This window comes from Dokdonella ginsengisoli, from assembly GCF_042652785.1.
GTDB classification, from domain to species: domain Bacteria; phylum Pseudomonadota; class Gammaproteobacteria; order Xanthomonadales; family Rhodanobacteraceae; genus Dokdonella_A; species Dokdonella_A ginsengisoli.
In genome coordinates, this window is record NZ_JBHSHD010000006.1 from 109,675 (window position 1) to 129,495 (window position 19,821).

Below are 19,821 nucleotides of genomic sequence, written 5' to 3' on the forward strand. Positions count from 1 at the left end.
ACCACGATGCGGGAGCTGAGCCATGTTCGAGCCACATCATGCTGCGCCGGGCGTTTCCGACTCCGGCACGCGCGCCAATCCGGTCGCTGACCCTCGTCCGCGCAGCAGCCTCGCGCCGCAGCGCATCGCCAGCGGCAAGCTGCTCGGCGGCGGCAACGAGCTGGTCATCGAGCACGCCGGGCAGGAATACCGCCTGCGCCTGACGCGCAACGACAAGCTGATCCTCACCAAGTAAACCGCGCGGCACCGCCGCGCCCCCGGCCGTCGCGCCGGTTACCGCTCCAACGTCGCCAGCTCCGAGCCGGTCGCCATCCCGGTCTCTCGCCAGCCAGTTGTTCCGAACGACTGTCCAACAGGGACCGCATGATCCGCAAACCTCTCGTCGGCGCCGTGCTGGCCGCGCTCGCCGGCATCGCGCGTGCCGACAATGCCGCGCCCGAGCCCGAACTGGGCATCCTCGACGAACTCGAACGCATCGTCGTCACCGCGACGATGACCGAGCGCGCGCAGAAGGACGTCGCCAGCGAGGTCAGCGTCATCGATGCGCTCGAGATCGATCGCCGCCAGGCGCAGAACATCGCCGACCTGGTCCGCTACGAGCCGGGCGTGTCGGTCACCGGCAGCAGCAGCGGCGGCAACCGCTTCGGCACCGGCGGCTTCGCGATCCGCGGCCTGTCCGGCAATCGCGTGCGCATCGAGGTCGACGGCATCGCCGCGCCCGACGCGTTCGCCATCGGCAGCTTCTCCAGCGCCGGCCGCGACGTCGTCGACGTCGACGCGCTCAAGCGCGTGGAGATCGTGCGCGGCGCCGCGTCGTCGCTGTACGGCTCGGACGCGCTGGCCGGCGTGGTCGCGTTCACGACCAAGGATCCGGCCGACTACCTCGGCAAGGACGGCGGCCAGTTCGGCTCGGCCAAGCTGCTCTACGACAGCGCCAGCCGCGAGTCCGCGGTCAGCGGCACCTGGGCCGGCGGCAGCGCGAGCGACGGCGTGGTGGTGGTGGCCACGCACCGCGACGGCCACGCGCAGAACACGATGGGCGAGGACGATAGCTCCGGCGCGCGCCGCACGCGGCCCAATCCGCAGGACACGCGCAGCGACGCGCTGCTTGCCAAGTACGTGCACAACGCCGATTCCGGTCGCGTCGACCGGCTCACCTTCGACGGCGAGCGCGGCAAGGTCGACACCGACGTGCTCAGCAGCCTGGGCTACAGCGCGATGACCAACACGCTGACGACCGCGCTCGACGGCCGCGACGAGCGCGAACGCCTGCGCCTGTCGTTCGACCAGGAGCTGCCGCTCGCCTCCGCGCTCGCCGACCGGCTCGACTGGAAGGTCTACCTGCAGCGCAGCGAGATCACGCAGGACACCTACGAGGACCGCTGGACGCTCGGCGACGCCGGCCCGGTCAATCCGAAGCAGCGCTACCGCCGGTTCACCTTCGAGCAGCGCGTGCTCGGCGCCGAAGCCACCGCGCGCAAGGACTTCAGCGCCGGCGGCGTGGAGCATGCGATCACCTACGGCGTGGATCTTTCGCGCACGCGCACGCAGGAACAGCGCGACGGCTGGCAGCGCGACGTGACCACCGGCGCGGTCACCAACGTCGTCTCGCCGGACACGTTCCCGGTGCGCGACTTCCCGACCAGCGACACCACCACGGCCGCGCTGTTCGCGCAGGACGAGATGCGCCTGGCCGACGGCCGGCTCAGCCTGATCCCGGCGCTGCGCGTGGACTACTACAAGCTCGAGCCGCGCCACGACGGAGTGTTTGCCGATGACAATCCCGGCATCCGCCCGGTCGACGTCGACCACACCAGCTGGTCGCCGAAGCTCGGCGCGATCTGGCGCTTCGACGACACCTGGTCGGCGTTCGCGCAATACGCGCACGGCTTCCGCGCGCCGCCGTACAACGACGTCAACATCGGCTTCACCAATCTGCAGTTCGGCTACACCGCGCTGCCCAATCCGAAGCTGAAGCCGGAAACCAGCAACGGCCTGGAAGTGGGCCTGCGCGCGAACGGCCGCTACGGCTACGCCAGCGTGTCGGCCTACGAGAACCGCTACCGCGATTTCATCGAATCGCAGTCCTTCGTCGGCATCGATCCGCAAACCGGGCTGATGCTGTTCCAGTCGGTCAACCGCAGCCGCGTGAAGATCCGCGGCGTCGAGGCGCGTTACGGCCTGGACTTCGGCGCCTTCGACGACGCGCTGGCCGGGTTCTCGCTGAAGGGCAACATCGCCTACGCGCACGCCGATGACGAAACCGCCAACGAACCGCTGGCCAGCGTCGATCCGCTCAGCGCGGTGGTCGGCCTCGCCTACGAGCGCGCCGACTGGAGCGCCGAGCTGCTCGGCCGCTTCGTCCGGCGCAAGGACCGCCTGCCGAAGCCGGCCGAAGGCGAATCCGCACCGTTCGCCGCGCCCGGCTACGCCACCGTCGACTTCTATGCGCGCTGGAAACCGTACGAGCGCATCGAGCTGTTCGGCGCACTGACCAACCTCACCGACCGCCGCTACTGGAACTGGAGCATGGTCAACGCGATTCCGTTCAGCGCGACGACGATCGATCGCTACAGCGAACCCGGCCGCGCGGTGCGTGTCGGCCTGCGCGCGACCTTCTGACGAGACCACCGGCCTAAGAGGGCGGAGCATGAGCGACCATCACGACGACTGGAATGCGCTGCCGCCCGATCCCGTCGACGAGCCGTTCGGCCGCTGGAGCGAAGCGCCCGCGCCGCAGGCCGCGCCGGCCGCCTCGACCGATCCCGTCGTGCTCGACCTGCCGCGCCTGGCCGAATGGCTGCCGCGCCTGGGCGCGGTGCTCTGGCTGGAACGCCGCGAGCGGCGCCCGTCGCCGCTGCGCGCGCTGATCGGTGCGCGCGGCATCGTGCTGCTCGAGCATCCGGCGCTGGCCGTGCTCGGCCGCTGCCGCTCGATCACGGCGCACACCGCGGTCACCCCGCACGGCCCGCGCGAATGGCTCAGCTTCCGCGACGCCCGCGACGAAGTGCGCGCGAAGCTGTTCCTGCTGCCCGATACCGACTACCTGGCCTGGGACGAGATGGCGGCGGCGACGCGCCTGGCGCCGGCCTGCGAAGAACCCACGCGCTGGCACGCACACGCGGCCTTCCTGCGCGGCGCGCTGGCGCGCCTGGGCAGCGCCTGGCGCGCGCGCGTTCTGCGCTTCGAACTCGGCCGCCTGCCGTGGCTGCGCACGCTCGACGCGCAACCGCCGCTGCGTCTTTCCCTGCTCGGCCTGGAACTGTCGCGCGCGATCGCGCGCAGCGAAGGCGCCGAGCTCGTTTCGCCTCTGCATTCCGCTTGAAGGAGATTGTGATGCGTCCCTCGTTGCCAGCCCTTGTCGCGCTAGCCGTCCTGGCCCTCTCCGGCTGCGCCTCGTACGCGGCCAAACCGGCGAAGGAAGCGCCCAGGCCGCTGGCCGAAGCCGCGCCGGCCAACTACACGCCGCCGTGTGCGTCGACGCCGTCGACGCCGGAAGCCGCGTTCGAGTGCGACCGCAAGAGCATCCTCGCGATGGCCGGCGAGTTCCGCGTGCGCTTCGCCTTCGACGAGACCGCCGCGCTCGCGCCCGGCTACGCGCCGCGTGCGGCGCAGCGTTCGGGCGGCACCGAGCTGGTCGAGGTCATCGCCGACACCGGCGAGCGCATCTCGCTGCAGCACATCCTCGTGCTCGGCAAGGACCACACCGTGGTCAAGCACTGGCGCCAGGACTGGCAGTACCAGCCCAGGCAGATCCTGAGCTTCCGCGGCCTGGGCCGTTTCCAGACGCAGCCGGTCGCCGAGGCGGACGCGCGCGGGGCCTGGTCGCAGACCGTGTACGAGGTCGACGACGCGCCGCGCTACGCCGGCGTCGGCCGCTGGGTGCACGCCAACGGCGAGAACGTGTGGGAATCGGCCCGCGTCTGGCGTCCGCTGCCGCGGCGCGAATACACCAAGCGCAGCGATTACCAGGCGCTGGAAGTGATCAACCGCCACGCGCTGACGCCGGGCGGCTGGGTGCACGAGCAGGACAACACCAAGCTCGCGCTGACGCCCGGCGGCGGCGTGCAGGCACTGGCGCGCGAGCGCGGCATCAACAGCTACACGCGCATCGCCGACTACGACTTCGGCGCCGGCCGCGAGTACTGGAAGAAGACCACGGCGTTCTGGTCCGACCTGCGCGCGGAGTGGGCGCGCTACGAGGCCGCGCACCCGAACTTCACCACCAGTCCGGAACCGAACGGCGAGCCCCGCATCGAGAAGTTCTTCGCGCTGGCCGAGCGCGCGGAGAAGGGCGAGACGGTGCCGGCGGCCGACATCCGCGCCGTGTTCGACGAATACGTCCGCGCGTCCGCCGCCGGCATCGCCTCGCGCTCGCCGTGACGACCGCTCCCAATCCAGACACGAAGGAAACCCGCGCCATGCTCAAGACTCTCGCCGCACTCGCCCTGCTGGCCGGATCGGCCTCCGCGGCCGCCGCCGGCTGCACCGTCGAACTCGACGGCAACGACATGATGCAGTTCGACAAGAAGGAGATCGTCGTCGACGCCGGCTGCAAGGACTTCACCATCCACCTCAAGCACTCGGGCAAGCTGGCGAAGAACCTCATGGGCCACAACGTCGTGGTGGCGAAGGCCGCCGACCTGCAGGGCGTGGCCACCGACGGCGCCACCGCCGGCCTCGACCATGACTACGTCAAGCCGGACGACGCGCGCGTGATCGCCCACAGCAAGGTCGTCGGCGGCGGCGAGAGCGCTACGGTCACCTTCGCCGCGGACAAGCTCGCCGCCGGCGGCGACTACGCGTTCTTCTGCTCGTTCCCCGGCCACTGGAGCGTGATGAAGGGAACGATCCGGCGCAACTGAGCGCCGCTCGCGCTTGGGGAACGGGCGCCGCGCCGGCCACGGAGCGGCCGGTGCGGCGCGACCGTTCCTAGCCGGTGTTCTGCAGGGCCTGCGCGACGCCGTGCACGCTCGACACCAGCGCGCCGAACACCTCGTCGTCGGGGCAGTCGGCCGCACGCCAGCGCTGCAGCAGGTCGGCCTGGATCAGATTCATCGGATCGGCGTACGGATTGCGCAGGCGGATCGACTGCGCCAGGCGCGGATCGTCGGCGAGCAGGCGGTCGGCGTCCTTGAGCCGCAGCACCCAGTCCACGGTGCGGCGGAACTCCTCGGCCAGCCGCGGGAAGAACGCCGCGTGCAGCGGCCCCGACAGATGCGAGAAGCGCTCGGCGATGCCGAGGTCGCTCTTGGCCAGCACCATTTCCAGGTCGCCGATCAGCGTGCGGAAGAACGCCCAGTCGCGCGCCATCTCGCGCAGCACCGCCTCGTCGCCGCGCGCGGCGGCCGCGTCGAACGCGCTGCCGACGCCGTACCAGCCGGGCAGGTTCGAGCGGCACTGCGTCCAGGCGAACACCCACGGGATCGCGCGCAGGCTGGCCACGCCGGCCTTGCCGCCGCCGCGTCGCGACGGCCGCGAGCCGAGCGTCATGCGCTCGATCACGTCGATCGGCGTGGCGGCGCGGAAGTAGTCGACGAACTCCGGTGTCTCGACGACCAGCTCGCGATAGCGCGCGGCGCCGTCGTCGGCGAGCAGGCGCATCGCCTCGCGCCAGCGGTTCTCGCGCGGCTCGGGTGGCCGCGGCCGCAGCGTGGCCAGCAGCACGGCGCCGGCGCTCTGCTCCAGGCTGCGCAGCGCGAGCGCGCGCACGCCGTATTTCTGGTGGATGACCTCGCCCTGCTCGGTGACGCGGAAGTGGCCGTCGACCGCGCCGCGCGGCGCGGCCATGATCGCGCGCGAGGTCTTGCCGCCGCCGCGGCTGACGCTGCCGCCGCGGCCGTGGAAGAAGGTCAGCGCGACGCCGGCCTCGCGCGCGATCTCCAGCAGTTCCACCTGCGCGCGCTGCAGCGACCAGCGCGCGGCGAGCAGGCCGCCGTCCTTGGCGCTGTCGGAGTAGCCGAGCATGATCGTCTGGCGGTCGCCGCGCGCGGCCAGGTGCGCGCGATAGACCGGATCGGCCAGCAGCGCGCGGAACGTCTGCGGCGCGGCGCGCAGGTCGGCGATCGTCTCGAACAGCGGCGCGACGTCGAGCGGCACCGTGCCGATGCCTTCGACCAGCTTGCCGGCGCGCGCCAGCGCCAGCACCGCGAGCACGTCGGCGACGCTGCCGGCCATGCTGATGACGTAGACGCCGAGCGCGGCGTCGCCGTAGCGCCGGCGCGCATCGGCGAGCGCGGCGAACACGGCGACGGTCGGTTCCAGCGCCGGCGCCGCGGCCGGCATCGGCAGTGCCTGCGCGCCGCTCGCGTACGGTGCCAGCCGCGCGGCGAGCTGGGCCGGGTCCGGCGGCGATTCCCCGAGCGCCTCGGCCAGCGCGGCCGCGTGCACGCGAGAATCCTGGCGCGTGTCCAGGCGGGCGAGATGGAAGCCGAATGCGGCGATGCGCCGCTGCAGGCGGCGCACGGCGAACCAGCCGGCGTGTGCGCCGCCGTTGGCGCGCAGCGAGGCGGCGATCAGCTCGACATCGGCGGCGAACTCGGCCGGCTCGCGGTAGGCGGAGGGCTCGTCGTGCGCGGTCGCGGCCAGGCGTGCACCGATCAGCTGCAGCAGGCCGCGGTAAGGCATGTTGGCGTGGCGCGGGCGGATCTTCGCCGCCGCCTCCGGCAGCAGGGCGCGGTAGTCGGCCAGGCGCGCCAGCACGCCGCGCTCGACGCCGACGCGGTCGCTGGTCTGGGTCAGCAGGCGCGCCAGTTCGGCGCATTCGTGGCGGTAGCGCGCGAGCACGATGCGGCGCTGCGTGCGCAAGGTTGCGGCGACGGTATCGGCACCGACGTTCGGATTGCCGTCCATGTCGCCGCCCACCCACGAGGCGAAGCGCAGCAGGCGCGGCAGCTTCGGGCAGGTGCCGTAGACCGCCACCATGGCGTCCTCGAGCACCTCGTAGAACACCGGCAGCACGCGGTAGATCGGGTCGGACAGATAGAAGTCGACGTGATCGAGCTCGTCCTGCACCGACGGCCGCACGTGCGAGATGTCGGCGGTCTGCCAGCCGCTGGTCAGCGCCATGCGCAGGCGCGCCCAGTCGACCGCGCGCTCGCCCTCGGTGCGCGGCCCGGCGAAATCGGCGACCAGGGCGCGCACGATCTCCTGTTCCTTCTCCAGCAGGGCGCGGCGCGAGGCCTCGGTCGGATGCGCGGTGAACACCGGCTCGACGTCGATGCGCGGCAGCGCGGACAGGATCTCGTCGGCGCCGACGCCGGCCTCCTTCAGGCGCAGCAGCACGTCGTGCAGGCCGTCCGGCTGCGGCTGCGCGCCGGCGATCTGGTAGTCGCGCCGGCGCCGGATGCGCTGCACGCGCTCGGCGATGTTGACCACCTGGAAATAGGTCGAGAAGGCGCGGCTGACCGCGTCGGCGGTGGCGGCGTCGAGCCCGGCCAGCTCGCGCGCGAGAGCGGTGGTCGGCTCGTCGTTCAGGCGGCGCTGGATCGCGGCGCTGCGCGCCGACTCGACGCGCTGGTAGAACGCCTCGCCCTGCTGTTCGACCAGCAGCTCGCCGACCAGGCGGCCGAGGCGGCGCACGTCGTCGCGCAGGCCCTGCTCGTGGGGGCGGAAATCGGCATCGCGACGTTCCTGCACGCGGTCGGCTCCGAAGGGACGAACGCGCAGCTTAGCAAGTCGTGCTGCTTTGCAGCGTGCCGCTGCCGGCGAGGCGATCCGGCGCGCGGAGGAGAAGAGAATGGGACTGCCGTCGCAGTTCCGTGAAGACTCCGCGTGAAATGAACGAAAAACCGGTCGATGCAGACGCCAATTTCACAAAGATAACTGTGGAATTCATCTGCGGCCCGCCGACGCCAGCCGCAGCCTTCCGTTCGCAGGCGGCCCCTCCGCCGGGGCGATGCCAGCGGACCCACGCCGCCCGTCGGCAGGCGCGTCTGCGCGTACCGTTGCCAGAGGGACTCATGGCCGATATCGAATTCCGCGTCGTTTCCGATCGCCGCGAGGGTCTGTTGCTCGAGCTGGGACGGCTGATCGTCGCCAGCGGATTCACCCTGCAGCGTCAGCGCATGACGCGCAGCGACGAAGGCGTGGTGCTGACGATGGTGGTGCGCGGCCCGGAGCAGAACCTGCTCGCGCTCGAGGACCGCCTGGGCAGTCATCCGATCGTGCAGAGCTTCGAGGCGACCAGCGTCGACGCCGCGGCAGCGGCCGCGCCGCCCGCGCCCGAGCCGGCGCGCCCGCGCACGCTGCTGTCCGAAGCGCGCCCGGAACCCTCCGGCGCGGCGCCCGATCCCGGCCGCGTCGAAGCGCTGCTCGGCGCGCTCGCGCGCGAGTACCCGGACGTCTTCAACCGCATGCTCGCGTTCGAGCACGAGGTCTCGTCGGCGCATCGCGAGGCGACGTCGCGCTACGCCGGCACGCGCCTGGGCGCCTGGATCTACAAGCGCGACTACACCCTCGGCGCGCGCCTGAACCTGGCCGATTCGATCCGCCACATCGCACTGCCGGCGATGCGCCAGCTGCTGCGCGGCACCGAACTCGACGGCGAGACGCTGCGCATCAAGGACAGCCCGTTCACCGGCGTCGGCCTGCATCGCGGCACCAGCTGCCATTTCCTGCGCGGCTGCCTGGAAGGCCTGCTCAACGAGCCAGGGCATCTGGGCCGTCCGCGCGTCGTCGAGACGTTCTGCCGCAACACCGGCGCCGACGCCTGCATCTTCACGTTCGCCGCCTGACCGCCTTTGCCCACCGGAGAGGGGATTCGCCATGCACGACCACGCCATTCAATGCATTCACGACCCGATGCTCGTCGCACTGTCCTACCTGGTCGCCGTGCTCGGTTCCTACACCGCGCTGCAGCTGGCGATCGGCATCCCCGCCGCGCACAGCTCGCGCGAGCGCACGCACGCGATCCTCGCTTCCGGCGCGGCCATCGGCGGCGCGATCTGGGCCATGCATTTCATCGCCATGCTGGCCTGCCAGATGGACGTGCAGGTCACCTACGACGTGCCGCTGACCCTGATCTCGGCGATCATCGGCATGCTCTCGTGCATGGCGGGCCTGGCGATCGCCGGCAGTGGCGTGTTCTCCTGGGCCAAGCTCGGGCTGGCCGGCCTGTTCATGGGCCTGGGCGTCGGCGGCATGCACTACACCGGCATGGCCGCGATGCGCATGGCGGCCACCACGCACTACGACACCGGCATGGTCGCCGCGTCGCTGGCGGTCGCCGTGGTCGCCTCGTGCGCGGCGCTGTGGCTCGCGTTCAACATGCGCGGCGTGGCGCAGATGCTCGGCAGCGCGATGATCATGGGCGTGGCGGTGTGCGGCATGCACTACCTCGGCATGGCGGCGGCGACGTTCGTCCCGACCCGCGAGAGCGCGGCCGCGGCGACCGCCGGCGGCATCGGCGGCCAGTATCTGGGCGCGACGATCTTCGGCGTCACCACCGTGCTGCTGGCGACCGTGCTGACGATCAGCCTGCTGCGCCAGCAGCGCCGCGCCCTGGTCCGCATCTGAACGTGCGCGCCGATCCGCGCGTGCGTCAGGCGCCGCGATCAGTGCGCAGCGCCTGCGTCGAACGCGCGTCGCCGGCGGCGTCGCGGCCGACCAGCAGACCCAGGCCGACGATGCCGGCGACCACCAGCACCGCGCCGAGCGCGGCATAGCCGCTCGGCGCGGCTTCGCCGAGGAAGGCGACGCCGAGCAGGGTCGAAAACAGCAGTTCGGCCGCCTGCATCGCCTCCACTGCGCCGAGCGCGGCCGGGTCGTTGCGCACCATGCCGGTCGCCTGGAAGAACAGGATCGTCGCGATCGTCCCGGCGAACAGCGCGACACCGGCCGCGAGCAGCACCTGCGACCACGGCGGCGCGCCGGCCGACGCGCCCGCGTAGACGGCGACCAGCCACCAGAACGGCTGGCTGGCGAGCGTCATGCCGAACACGCGCTGCGTCGCGTTGAGCGTTTCGCCGCTGCGTTCCAGGTGCAGCAGGATCGCGCGGTTGCCGAGCGGATACAGGAACGCCGACGCGGCCACCGAAAGCAGCGCGAGCCAGGCGTCGCGGTCGAGGCGGCCCTCGAAGTGCCCGGCCTGCATGATCGCCACGCCGGCGACGATGACGCCGCCGAGCGCGAGCGCACGCCGCGGCAGGCGCGCGCGCTGGTCGCGGTACAGCAGCGGCGCGAGCAGCATGCCGGCGATCACGGTCAGCTGGAAGGTGCCGGCGACCAGCCAGGCCGGCGCGAACGCGGCGGCCCAGGTCAGGCAGACGCAGAACAGCGCGAAGCCGATACCGCTCCACGCCAGCCAGACCCACGGATGCGCGCGCAGCGCGCGCCACACCGCCGCGAAGCCGCCCTGCCACGGCATCACCAGGGCGAGCATCGGTAGGGTCAGCAGATAGCGCAGCGCGGCCGACCACGCCCAGTGACCGCCGTCGCTGGCCATCGCACGGTTCAGCACGTAGGTCGCGGTGAAGAACAGCGCCGAGGCGAGCGCCAGCAGCACCGCGGCGACCGCGTGGCGGGGTGCGTTCAACGGCGGCTCCCGCGCAGGCGCTCGATCGGGAAGGTCGCCACGTCCGCGCCGCGCTCGCGGCGCGGCTGGCCGGGCTCGGGCGCGCGCGCCTGCGCGTAGACCACCTCGTAGGTGGCCGGCAGCACGCCGTCGCGGCGGAACCGCTCGTACGCCTCGATCACGCGCGCGAGGTGCGCCTTGCCGGTCAGCGTGCGCGTGCGCTGCGTATCGGCGTTGGTCGCGCCGATCGCGCGCAGTTCGCGCATCAGCGTGCGCGCGTCGGTGTAGGTCAGGACGAAATCGTCGCGCTCGAGCACCGGATCGCGGAAGCCGCCGACCAGCAGCGCGTCGCCGATGTCGTGCATGTCGACGAAGCGGCTCACGTGCGGCGTGCCGTCGACCGCGGCGAACGCGGCGCGCAGTTCCTTCAAGGTGTCGGGCCCGAACGTGGAAAACAACAGCAGGCCGCCCGGCCGCAGCACGCGGCGGAACTCGGCCAGCGCCAGGCCCGGATCCTCGCACCATTGCAGGCACAGGCTCGAATGCACCAGGTCGACGCTGGCATCGGCGATCGGCAGCGCCTGCGCATCGCCGGCGACGCGCACGAACGCCGGCGGCGAACCGGCGTGGCGCGCCGCCGCGCGCAGCATCGGCACGGCCAGATCGAGCGCGACGATCTGCGCATCGGGGAAGCGCGCGTGCAGCGCCGCCGCGCCCGCACCCGGACCGCAGCCGACGTCGAGCACGCGTCGCGGCGCGAGGTCCTCGCCGTCGAGCCGTTCGCGCAGTCGCGTGCCGACCTCGGCCTGCAGCACCGCGTGTTCCTCGTAGCTGTCGGCCGCGCGGCCGAACGCGTGGCGCACGTGCGCCTGGTCCAGGCCCGCGCTCATGCCGGCAGCTCCGCCTCGAATGCCGCCAGCGCTTCGGCGACCGCCTCGGCGTGACCGATGAACGGCGCGTGGCCGCTGTTGAGTTCCATGTAGCGGCCGCCGGGAGCGTGCTGTGCGGCCCACTGCATCGCGCCCGGCGCGACGAGGCGGTCGCGCCGTCCGGCGATCCACAGGCTCGGCATCGACAGCCGTGCGAGGTCCTCGCGCAGGTCTTCCGTCTCCAGCGCGCGCAGGCCGTCCTGCAGCGCGGCGATGGACGGCTCGCCGCGCTCGAACACCTGCCGCTTGAGATCGCGCAGTTCCGCCTGCGCATTCGGCGAACCCATCGTCTCCAGCGCGAGGAAGCGCTCGATCGCGTCGCGGTAGTGCGTTTCCAGGTCGGTGCCGAAGGCGGTGAACACCTCCATCGGCACGCCGTACGGCCAGTCCGGCGCGGCGACGAAGCGCGGACTCGACGCGATCAGCACGACGCCGCGCACGCGATCGGCGAAATCGCGCGCCGCGTGCAACGCGACCAGCCCGCCGAGCGACCAGCCGACCCACGGCGCGCGCGGCGTCTGCGCCGCGATGCGCCGCGCGCAGTCGGCGACGTCGAAACCGGGCTCGTCGCGGCCGTGGCCGTGGCCCGGCAGGTCGACCAGATGCACGCGAAAGCGCGGCAGCAACCACTCCAGCAGCGGCGCGAAGATGCCGCCGTGCATGGCCCAGCCGTGGATCAGGACCAGGTCTGGTCCGTTGCCTTGAACGTCGATGAACACGTCATTCCTTGAGGTTGAAGTCGTAGCGCGAGCGCGGCGGCGCCGTCGCCGCGCGCAGGCCGGCGACGCGCGGCTCGAGCAGGCGCCACAGCAGCGCGGCGTAGCGGCGCTGGCAGCGGCCGCGCGGACGCAGCCAGGGCACCCGGCGCCGGTTGGCGAGGATGCGCTGCGCGAGCCACGCCTGATCAAAGTGGTCCCACACGCCAACGATCGCACACAGATTGCGTGCGAGCACCGGGTGCACCTCGTCGAACAGGATTGAGCGCAGCTCGGCCGGCGTGTACGGCGAGCGCGCGAGTTCGCGCGCGGCCACGCGCACGTAGTCACGATAGGAGTTGTCCAGATACAGATCCGACAGGGCCGACCACACCGCCTGCCGTGCCTGCATGTCTTCGCCCGTCCCGCTCATGCGCATGCCGCCGCCAGCGCATCCAGCAGCCGCTCGACGTCGCCCTCCGCATGCAGCGCCGACAGCGTGACGCGCAAACGCGCCTGCCCCGGCGGCACCGTCGGCGGACGGATCGCCGGCACGTAGAAGCCGGCCGCTTCGAGCCGCGCCGACGCGGCCAGCGCGGCCGTGCTGTCGCCCACCGGCACCGGCTGGATCGGTGTGCGCGATTCCAGCAGTGCGATGCCGCGCGCCTGCGCGCCGTGGCGGAAATGCGCGATCAAGCGCGCTAGCCGGTCGCGGCGCCAGCCCTCGAAGCGGGCGGCGTCGATCGCCGTGCACGTCGCCGCGGCCAGGGCCGGCGGCATCGCGGTGGTGTAGACGAAGCTGCGCGCGGCCTGCACCAGGCCGTCGACGAGCACGGCGCTGCCGGCCACGAACGCGCCGGATACGCCGAGCGCCTTGCCGAGCGTGCCCATCAGCACCGGCACCTCGTCCTGCGACAGCTTCGCCTCGGCGACGCTGCCGGCGCCGTCCGGCCCGAGCACGCCCAGGCCGTGCGCGTCGTCGACCATCAGCACGGCGCGTTGCGCGCGGCACAGCGCGGCCAGCGGCGCCAGCGGCGCGACGTCGCCATCCATGCTGAACACGCCGTCGGTGGCGAGCAGCGCGGGATCGCCGGGATACGTGTCGAGCTGGCGCGCGGCGCTGTCGACGTTCGCGTGCACGTAGCGCTTCAGCGTGCAGCCGGCGAGCCGCGCGCCGTCGAGCAGGCTGGCGTGATTGAGCTTGTCCTGCACGCACAGCAGCGGCTCGGCGCGTGCGCCGGGTTCGCCCGCGCCGGCGAGGGCGGTGATCGCGCCAAGATTGGCCATGTAGCCGGTCGAGAACAGCAGCGCGCGCTCGCGCCCGGTCCAGCGCGCGAGCGCCTCCTCGAGCCGGGCGTGTTCGTCGCGATGGCCGCCGAGCAGGTGCGCCGCGCCGGCGCCGACGCCGTCCTCGCGCGCCGCGCGCACGAGTGCCTCGACCAGGGCCGGATGCCGCGCCAGGCCGAGATAGTCGTTGCTGGCGAAATTGATCAGGCGGCGGCCGTCGACGACGATCTGCGCGCCCTCGCCGGTGGCAACGGTGCGCACGCGCCGCCGCAGCTGCGCGTGCGCGCGCCGCGCCTGTTCGGCGGCGAGGCGCTGCAGGGGATCGGGTCGCGGGGAAGTCATGGCACGATTCGGCGCATCGACCTGCAGCGCTCAGCGGGCGGACGGCGCGATCGCGGCGGCACGCGCGCGTTCGGTGCCGTCCTGCAGCAGCGCGACGGAGTCTTCCTCGATCGTGCCCGGCGCCTTGGCCAGGCGCGCGTTGGCGTCGGCGAACCGTTCGGCGGCCTTCTGCGCCAGCGCGCGCCGCTCGGTCGCGGAGACGTCGGCTTCCGCGCTGCGCCGCAGCTCGAACTCGGCGCGCAGGCCGTCCAGCCACGCGCCCAGGCCGACGCCTTCGGGCTGCCCGGCGAGTTCCTGCGGCAGGGCGTGCAGCATCCGCTCGATCTCGTCCAGCTGCGCCAGTTGCGCGCGCGGCGAGGTCTGCGCACGCGCCTCCGCTTCGACTTCGTACAGGCGCACGCTGATGCGGTTGAGGCCGGTGCGCTGCTGCTCGGGATCGAGCGCGAGCATGCGCGCGTCGTATTCGCGCGCCCTGGCGAAATCGCCGCGCGCGGCGGCGAAGTCGCCGCTCTTGGCGGCGATATTGGCCGCGACCGTGTGGCCGACGATGAGGTTGATCAGCGCGCGCAGGTCGTCCGGCCGGCGCGCGAGCAGTCCTTCCAGGATGGCCTGCGCCTCGCGCAGCGCGGCGAGCGCCTGTTCCTTGCGCTGCGGGTTCGAGGTCTGGTCCAGCAGCGCCCGCGCCAGCGACTGCAGGTTCACCGAATAGGAATTGTCGGCCTCGTCGTGCAGCGGACCTTCCTCGACGCGGCGGCGCACGTCCGCGTAGAGGCCCTTTGCGTCGCTCAGCATCGCCACGCGCTGATCGGCCGAGGTGCCGACGTCGTGCGCTTCGGCGTAGGTGCGCAGGGTGTGCGCGCGCGCGTGCGTCAGCGCCACCGGCTCGTCCGCGCGCACGTCCTCGCGCGCGAGCGCGGCGGCAGCCTCGAATCGCGCGCGAGCGTCGTCGAACTTCTGCTGCGCCGCTTCGCTTTCGGCGAGCAGGCCATAGGCGGACAGCAGGCGCTGGCGCGAATGCACGTCGCGTCCGCCGAGCGCTTCGATCCGTCCGATCACGCCGATCGCCAGTTCCGCGGTGGCTTCGCGCTGCGCCGGCGGCGCGACGATGCGCTCCTGCATGCGCGCGAGCTTGATGTAGCTGGTGGCCACTTCAAGCAGCAGTCCGCGATCGCGATCGGCTTCCGCGGCGAGGTTGCGCAGGTACTCCAGGCTGGTGTCGAGCAGGGTCTGCTGCGCCTTGGCCGTGCCCGGCACGTAGGCCACTTCCTCGTAGACGGTGCCCATGAACTGGTTCGCCAGCGCGCGCACGTTGGCGAAGTGCTTTTCGGCGCGCGCGGCCTGGTCGCGCGCGAGGTGCGCCTGACGCAGCGCGTAGGCCGCGGTGCCGATCAGGGCGGCGACCGCGAGCGCGCCGAGCGCGGCGCCGATGCGGTTGCGCGCCAGGAACTTGCGCGCGCGATAGGCGAAGGCGCCGCCGCGCGCGCGCACCGGCCGGTCGGCGAGGTGCCGGCGCACGTCCTCGGCGAGCTGCTCGACGCTGGCGTAGCGCCGTTCCGGCTCCTTGCGCAGCGCCATCAGCACGATGTTGTCGAGGTCGCCGCGCAGCTCGCGCTGCAGGCGCCTGAGGTCGAGCGGGCGCGGTTCGTCCGCGTCGCCCGTCGCGGCGCGCGAGGTGAGGTTGACGCTCGGCCGTTCGGGTTCCTTCGAGACGATTTCCTGCACCAGGTCGGCGAGCCGGGTCTTGTCGGCCTGGTACGGACTGCGTCCGGTCAGCATGCGGTAGAGCAGCACGCCGAGCGCGTAGACGTCGCTGGCGGTGGTGATCGGCGCGCCGCGCACCTGTTCCGGGCTGGCGTACTCGGGCGTGAAGGCATTCACCGTCGCCGGGTCGGCCGCGTCGTCGCCGGCTTCGATCAGGCGCGCGATGCCGAAATCGAGCAGCTTCACGCTGCCGCCGGCGTCGACCAGGATGTTGCCCGGCTTCAGGTCCCGATGCACGACCAGGCGCTGGTGCGCGAACTGCACCGCGGCGCAAACGTCGCAGAACAGCGCCAGGCGTGCACGCATGCCGAGGTCGCGCTCGCGGCAGTAGCGGTCGATCGGCACGCCGTCGACGTAGTCCATGACCAGATACGGCACGCCGTCGGTGGTCTCGCCGCCGTCGAGCAGGCGCGCGATGTGCGGGTGATCCAGCCCGGCGAGAATCTGCCGCTCCATGCGGAAGCGCCGCACCACGTCGCGGCCGCCGAGGCCGGCGCGGATCAGCTTGATCGCCACGCGCTGGTGGAAGCCGCCGTCGACGCGCTCGGCGAGGAACACCGTGCCCATGCCGCCGGCGCCGAGTTCGCCGATCAGCCGGTACGGGCCGAGGCGCTCGTCGCGCGGCGCCGCCAGCCGCGCCGCGCCGGCGCCGAGCGCGCGCGCCAGCGGATCGTCGGCGTCGGTGTCGGCTTCGAGCAGGCGGCGCAGCGTCGAACGGTCGTCCTCGCTCAACGAAAGGGCAGCGAGGGCGGCTTCGCGTTCGCCCGGCGGCAGGGCGCGCAGGCGCTCGAAATCCTCGGCGTAGCGGTCGAGCGAGGGCGTGCTCACGCGCAGGGCCTCGCCTGCGCCAGTCCGGCGTGGGCCGGACGCGCGCTCGCGGCGTCGCGCTGCACGGCAGTCCGCACGTCGGGCGAGGGGCGGCCGGTGCTGATCATTTCATTCCGACCTGCGCGGCCGTGCGTTCGGCCGCGGCGAGCCAGATCTGCGTCGGCAGGAAAGCGTCGCGCATGACCGGCAGCGACGACGCGAGCAGCGTGCGCGCCTCGTCCTTGCGCCCCTGCAGCCGGCGCACTTCGGCCTGCTCGCTGCGTACCGTGGCCAGCTCGACCGGCGACGCCGCATTCGCCTCGACGATCGCGACCGCGGCAGCGATTTCGCGGTCGGCCACGTCGAGCCGGTTCTGCATCAGGGCGAGTGCGGCGCGCTGGCGATGTACGTGCGCGAAGACCGAGTGCGTCGGCGGCACCAGCCCCGACCAGAGCCGTTCGGCCTCGGAGGTGAGCGCCTCCGCCTGTTCGACGTGCGCCGCGCGCCGCTGCGCCAGCGCGAGCTGCCAGGTGACCATCGCGTATTCCAAGGACGCCTCGCCGTCGACGCGCAGCGCCCGTTCGCGCAAGTCGGCGAGCATCGCGATCGCCCGTTCGGGCTGCCCGGTCTGCGCCAGCGTGCGCGCCTCGTTGCGCATCGCGCGCCGGCGGATGTCGCTGTCGGCGTCGAACTGGCCGCCGTCGAGCGCGGCGCGCGTGCGCGCGTGCATCTCGAACGCCTGCGCGTAGTCGCCGGCGTCGTCGAGCGCCACCGCCAGGTTGCCGAGAAGCACGGCCCGGTTGTACTTCGATTCGTTGTCGATCCGGGTGGAGCGTCGCAGCACTTCGGCCGCCTCGCGGAAGCGGCCGAGATCCTTCAGGGTGAGCGCCAGCTCGTTGTCCAGCTGCAGCATCTCCATGCCGCCGGCGCCGGTCAGCTCGCGCTGCTGTGCGATTACCGTACGCAGGATCCGCTCGGCCTGCTCCGGACGGCCGCAGCTGCGTTGCGCCGCCGCCTGCTCGCGCAGCAGCAGCAGCCGGTCCGGCGCGTTCGGCGCCAGCCCGGCAGCGCGGGTGAGAGCGTCTTCGACCACACCGAGCGCCGCCTCGCAATCGCCGTTCGACGACAGCAGCGAAGCCAGCATCTGGCTCGTGTGCATGGCCAGCGACAGCGGCAGCGGCGCGGCGCCCGCGGGCCGCGCGAGCACCTGCTTGAGGATCGGAATGGCCTTCGCGTCCTCGCCGGCGTTGTGATGCAGGAAGCCGAGCGAGATCAGGTCGCGCGCCTGTTCGTCGAGATCGTCCGGCGCATGCTTGCGGCGCAGCGCCGCGGCCGCGTCGAGCGCCGCGCGCGCATCCTCGATGCGGTCGTTGGTGCCCAGCAGGTTGGCGTACTTGTCGTAGTCCTGCGCCAGGGCCAGCGCCTCGGCGCGATCGCCGGCCTGCGCACCGTCGAGGCCGCGGCCGAACAGCTCGATCGCCGCGTCGGTCTCGCCCAGCGCGTTGTACAGGCTTCCGAGCAGGCGCTGCGTGGACCGCGCCACCGCCGCATCGAGCTTCTGCGCGTCGAGCTTGGCGCGTGCCGTGTCGAGCAGGTCGCGCACGCTGACGGTCGTGCTCAGCGCGTTCTCCGGCGCGGCGGCCTCGAAGGCGTCGGTGAGGAAGCCGAGCGCGGCGCGTGCGCGCTCGGCGTCGCGCTCGGACGCCACGCGTGCCTGCTGCGCGACCGCCTCGGCGGCGAGCGCGCGATCGCGTTCGCGATCCAGGCGCCAGACGAACAGGCCCAGCGCCAGCGCGGCCAGCACGCCCGCGGCGACGCCGACGCGATGCCGGCCGACGAACTTGCGCAGGCGGTACGTGTTGGTCATCGGCGCCGCGCGCACCGGGCGGCCGTCGCGGTAGCGATCGAGGTCGTCGCGGAATTCGCCGGCGCTGGCGTAGCGCCGCGCGGGATCTTCGTCGGTGGCCTTGGCGACGATGCCGGCCAGTTCCGCATCGAGCGGCAGCGGCGCCGGCGCGCGCGACCCGCGATCGGCGCGGCCGCCGACCAGTTCGCGCAGCAGCACGCCGAGGCTGTAGATGTCGCTGGCGGTGGTCACCGCGCGGCCTTCGCGCTGCTCCGGGCTGGCGTAGCCGGCGCTGAAGACGCGCGTGGAGGTTTCGCGCGCGTCGCCGGTGTCGAGATCGACCAGCCGCGCGATGCCGAAGTCGAGCAGCTTGACCTCGCCGGCGGCGTTGACCAGCACGTTGGCCGGCTTCAGGTCGCGATGCACGACCAGGCGCTGGTGCGCGTGGCCGACCGCATCGAGCATCGCGTCGAGCAGTTTCAGGCGATCGTGCAGATGCGGCGCGTGGTGCGCGGCGTAGTCGAGCAGGTCGAGGCCGTCGACGTATTCGAGCGCGAGCCACGGCTGGCCTTCGGCGGTCTCGCCGCCGTCGAGCAGGCGCGCGATGTGCGGGTGGTCCAGGCCGGCCAGGATCTGCCGCTCCTGGCGCAGGCGGCGCAGGCCGTCGGCGGTCGGAAAGCCGCGCAGCAGCTTGATCGCCACGCGCTGGTCGAAGCCGCCGTCGACGCGCTCGGCGAGGAACACCGTGCCCATGCCGCCGGCGCCGAGTTCGCCGATCAGCCGGTACGCACCGAGGCGGTCGCCGTGCGGCGACGCCAGGCGCGCCGCGCCGGCGCCGAGCGCGCGAGCGAGCGGATCGTCGGCGTCGGTGTCGGCTTCGAGCAGGCGGCGCAAGGTGGCGCGTTCGTCCTCGCTCAGCGGCAGCGCGGCGAGGGCGGCTTCGTGCTCGTCCGGCGGCAGGGCGCGCAGGCGTTCGAAATCGTCGGCGTAGCGGTCGAGCGACGGCGTGCTCACGCGGTGAGGGCCGTCTTCAGCCAGGCGCGCGCGAGCCGCAGGTCGCGGTCGACGGTGCCTTCGGAGACGTCCAGCGCGGCGGCGACTTCCGGTCGCGTGAGGCCGCCGAAATAGATCAGTTCGATGGTCTGCGCGCGGCGCGAATCGTTCGCGGCGAGATCGCGCAGCGCCTCGTCGATGCGCAGCAGCTGCGCGTCGCTCTCGGGCGTGGCCAGCGATTTCGCCTCGTCCAGTTCGACGCGCTGCACGTCGCCGCCGCGCTTGTCGGCCAGGCGCCGGCGCGCGGCGTCGACCAGTACCTGGCGCGTGGCCTGCGCGGCGACGTGGAAGAAGTGGCGGCGGTCGGCCCAGTCCAGCTCGCTGCCGAGCAGGCGCAGCAGCGCTTCGTGGGCGAGATCGGTGGCGCTCAGGGTCGCGCCGGGCATGTTGCGCAGCGACTGCGCGGCGATCGCGCGCACGTTGGCGTAGACGCGCTGCATCAGCGCCTCGCGCGCCTCGCCGTCGCCGCCGCGCCAGGCGGCGAGCAGACGGGTGATGTCGTGCGGGTCGGGCGGCGCGTCCATCGGGCGATTGTATCGAGGCGGCCTCGTGCTTGGGCGGGCCGGCCGGCGGCCCCGGGCCGCCCGC

The 19,821-nt window shown here is 72.7% G+C and carries 16 protein-coding genes; 7 read left to right on the forward strand and 9 right to left on the reverse strand.

Annotated features, from left to right (window positions below; translation table 11 throughout):
• Nucleotides 1–22 precede the first annotated feature (22 nt).
• From hemP to azu, 5 genes are all read left to right on the forward strand, one after another.
• A complete protein-coding gene (gene hemP / locus ACFO6Q_RS06535) occupies nucleotides 23–235 on the forward strand; it encodes a hemin uptake protein HemP (RefSeq protein ID WP_380019787.1) in 213 nt (70 codons plus the stop codon).
• Nucleotides 236–363: 128 nt separating this feature from the next.
• Nucleotides 364–2,622 (forward strand): TonB-dependent hemoglobin/transferrin/lactoferrin family receptor, encoded by a 2,259-nt coding sequence (locus ACFO6Q_RS06540; RefSeq protein ID WP_380019789.1) that lies wholly within the window; start codon nucleotides 364–366, stop codon nucleotides 2,620–2,622.
• Between the two features lie 28 nt (nucleotides 2,623–2,650).
• A complete protein-coding gene (locus ACFO6Q_RS06545) occupies nucleotides 2,651–3,325 on the forward strand; it encodes a hypothetical protein (protein ID WP_380019790.1) in 675 nt (224 codons plus the stop codon).
• 11 nt (nucleotides 3,326–3,336) lie between these two features.
• On the forward strand, nucleotides 3,337–4,383 hold the full coding sequence (locus ACFO6Q_RS06550; RefSeq protein ID WP_380019791.1) for a DUF6607 family protein: 1,047 nt from the start codon (nucleotides 3,337–3,339) through the stop codon (nucleotides 4,381–4,383).
• A 38-nt stretch (nucleotides 4,384–4,421) separates the two neighbouring features.
• Nucleotides 4,422–4,865 (forward strand): azurin, encoded by a 444-nt coding sequence (gene azu, locus ACFO6Q_RS06555; protein ID WP_380019792.1) that lies wholly within the window; start codon nucleotides 4,422–4,424, stop codon nucleotides 4,863–4,865.
• Between the two features lie 67 nt (nucleotides 4,866–4,932).
• On the opposite strand, the gene ppc is transcribed toward azu, so the two are convergent.
• Nucleotides 4,933–7,638 (reverse strand): phosphoenolpyruvate carboxylase, encoded by a 2,706-nt coding sequence (gene ppc / locus ACFO6Q_RS06560; protein ID WP_380019793.1) that lies wholly within the window; start codon nucleotides 7,636–7,638, stop codon nucleotides 4,933–4,935.
• 323 nt (nucleotides 7,639–7,961) lie between these two features.
• Between ppc and ACFO6Q_RS06565 the strand changes: the two genes are divergently transcribed.
• A complete protein-coding gene (locus ACFO6Q_RS06565) occupies nucleotides 7,962–8,735 on the forward strand; it encodes a hypothetical protein (RefSeq protein ID WP_380019794.1) in 774 nt (257 codons plus the stop codon).
• Nucleotides 8,736–8,766: 31 nt separating this feature from the next.
• Nucleotides 8,767–9,516 (forward strand): MHYT domain-containing protein, encoded by a 750-nt coding sequence (locus ACFO6Q_RS06570; RefSeq protein WP_380019795.1) that lies wholly within the window; start codon nucleotides 8,767–8,769, stop codon nucleotides 9,514–9,516.
• A gap of 25 nt (nucleotides 9,517–9,541) precedes the next feature.
• Here ACFO6Q_RS06570 and ACFO6Q_RS06575 read toward each other — a convergent pair whose 3' ends face one another.
• The 8 genes from ACFO6Q_RS06575 to ACFO6Q_RS06610 form a co-directional block, all read right to left on the reverse strand.
• Complete coding sequence (locus tag ACFO6Q_RS06575) at nucleotides 9,542–10,534, reverse strand: DMT family transporter (protein WP_380019796.1); 993 nt, start codon at nucleotides 10,532–10,534, stop codon at nucleotides 9,542–9,544.
• Complete coding sequence (gene bioC / locus ACFO6Q_RS06580; RefSeq protein ID WP_380019797.1) at nucleotides 10,531–11,403, reverse strand: malonyl-ACP O-methyltransferase BioC; 873 nt, start codon at nucleotides 11,401–11,403, stop codon at nucleotides 10,531–10,533. The genes ACFO6Q_RS06575 and bioC overlap by 4 nt, the downstream gene beginning before the upstream one ends.
• Entirely contained in the window at nucleotides 11,400–12,161 is a 762-nt protein-coding gene (bioH, locus tag ACFO6Q_RS06585; RefSeq protein ID WP_380019798.1) for a pimeloyl-ACP methyl ester esterase BioH, read from the reverse strand. Before bioH ends, bioC begins: the two co-directional genes overlap by 4 nt.
• A gap of 1 nt (nucleotide 12,162) precedes the next feature.
• Nucleotides 12,163–12,570, reverse strand: a complete 408-nt coding sequence (locus ACFO6Q_RS06590) for a DUF7079 family protein (protein ID WP_380019799.1) — start codon at nucleotides 12,568–12,570, stop codon at nucleotides 12,163–12,165.
• Nucleotides 12,567–13,766 carry an 8-amino-7-oxononanoate synthase gene (gene bioF, locus ACFO6Q_RS06595; protein ID WP_380019800.1) on the reverse strand — a complete coding sequence of 400 codons (1,200 nt, stop codon included), beginning with the start codon at nucleotides 13,764–13,766 and terminating at the stop codon, nucleotides 12,567–12,569. The genes ACFO6Q_RS06590 and bioF overlap by 4 nt, the downstream gene beginning before the upstream one ends.
• Nucleotides 13,767–13,796: 30 nt before the next feature.
• Complete coding sequence (locus tag ACFO6Q_RS06600; protein WP_380019801.1) at nucleotides 13,797–16,355, reverse strand: serine/threonine-protein kinase; 2,559 nt, start codon at nucleotides 16,353–16,355, stop codon at nucleotides 13,797–13,799.
• A 103-nt stretch (nucleotides 16,356–16,458) separates the two neighbouring features.
• Nucleotides 16,459–19,194 carry a protein kinase domain-containing protein gene (locus ACFO6Q_RS06605; protein WP_380019802.1) on the reverse strand — a complete coding sequence of 912 codons (2,736 nt, stop codon included), beginning with the start codon at nucleotides 19,192–19,194 and terminating at the stop codon, nucleotides 16,459–16,461.
• The gene (locus ACFO6Q_RS06610) at nucleotides 19,191–19,757 is read right to left on the reverse strand and encodes an ECF-type sigma factor (protein ID WP_380019803.1); all 567 of its coding nucleotides are present in this window, start codon (nucleotides 19,755–19,757) and stop codon (nucleotides 19,191–19,193) included. The genes ACFO6Q_RS06605 and ACFO6Q_RS06610 overlap by 4 nt, the downstream gene beginning before the upstream one ends.
• Nucleotides 19,758–19,821 lie beyond the last annotated feature (64 nt).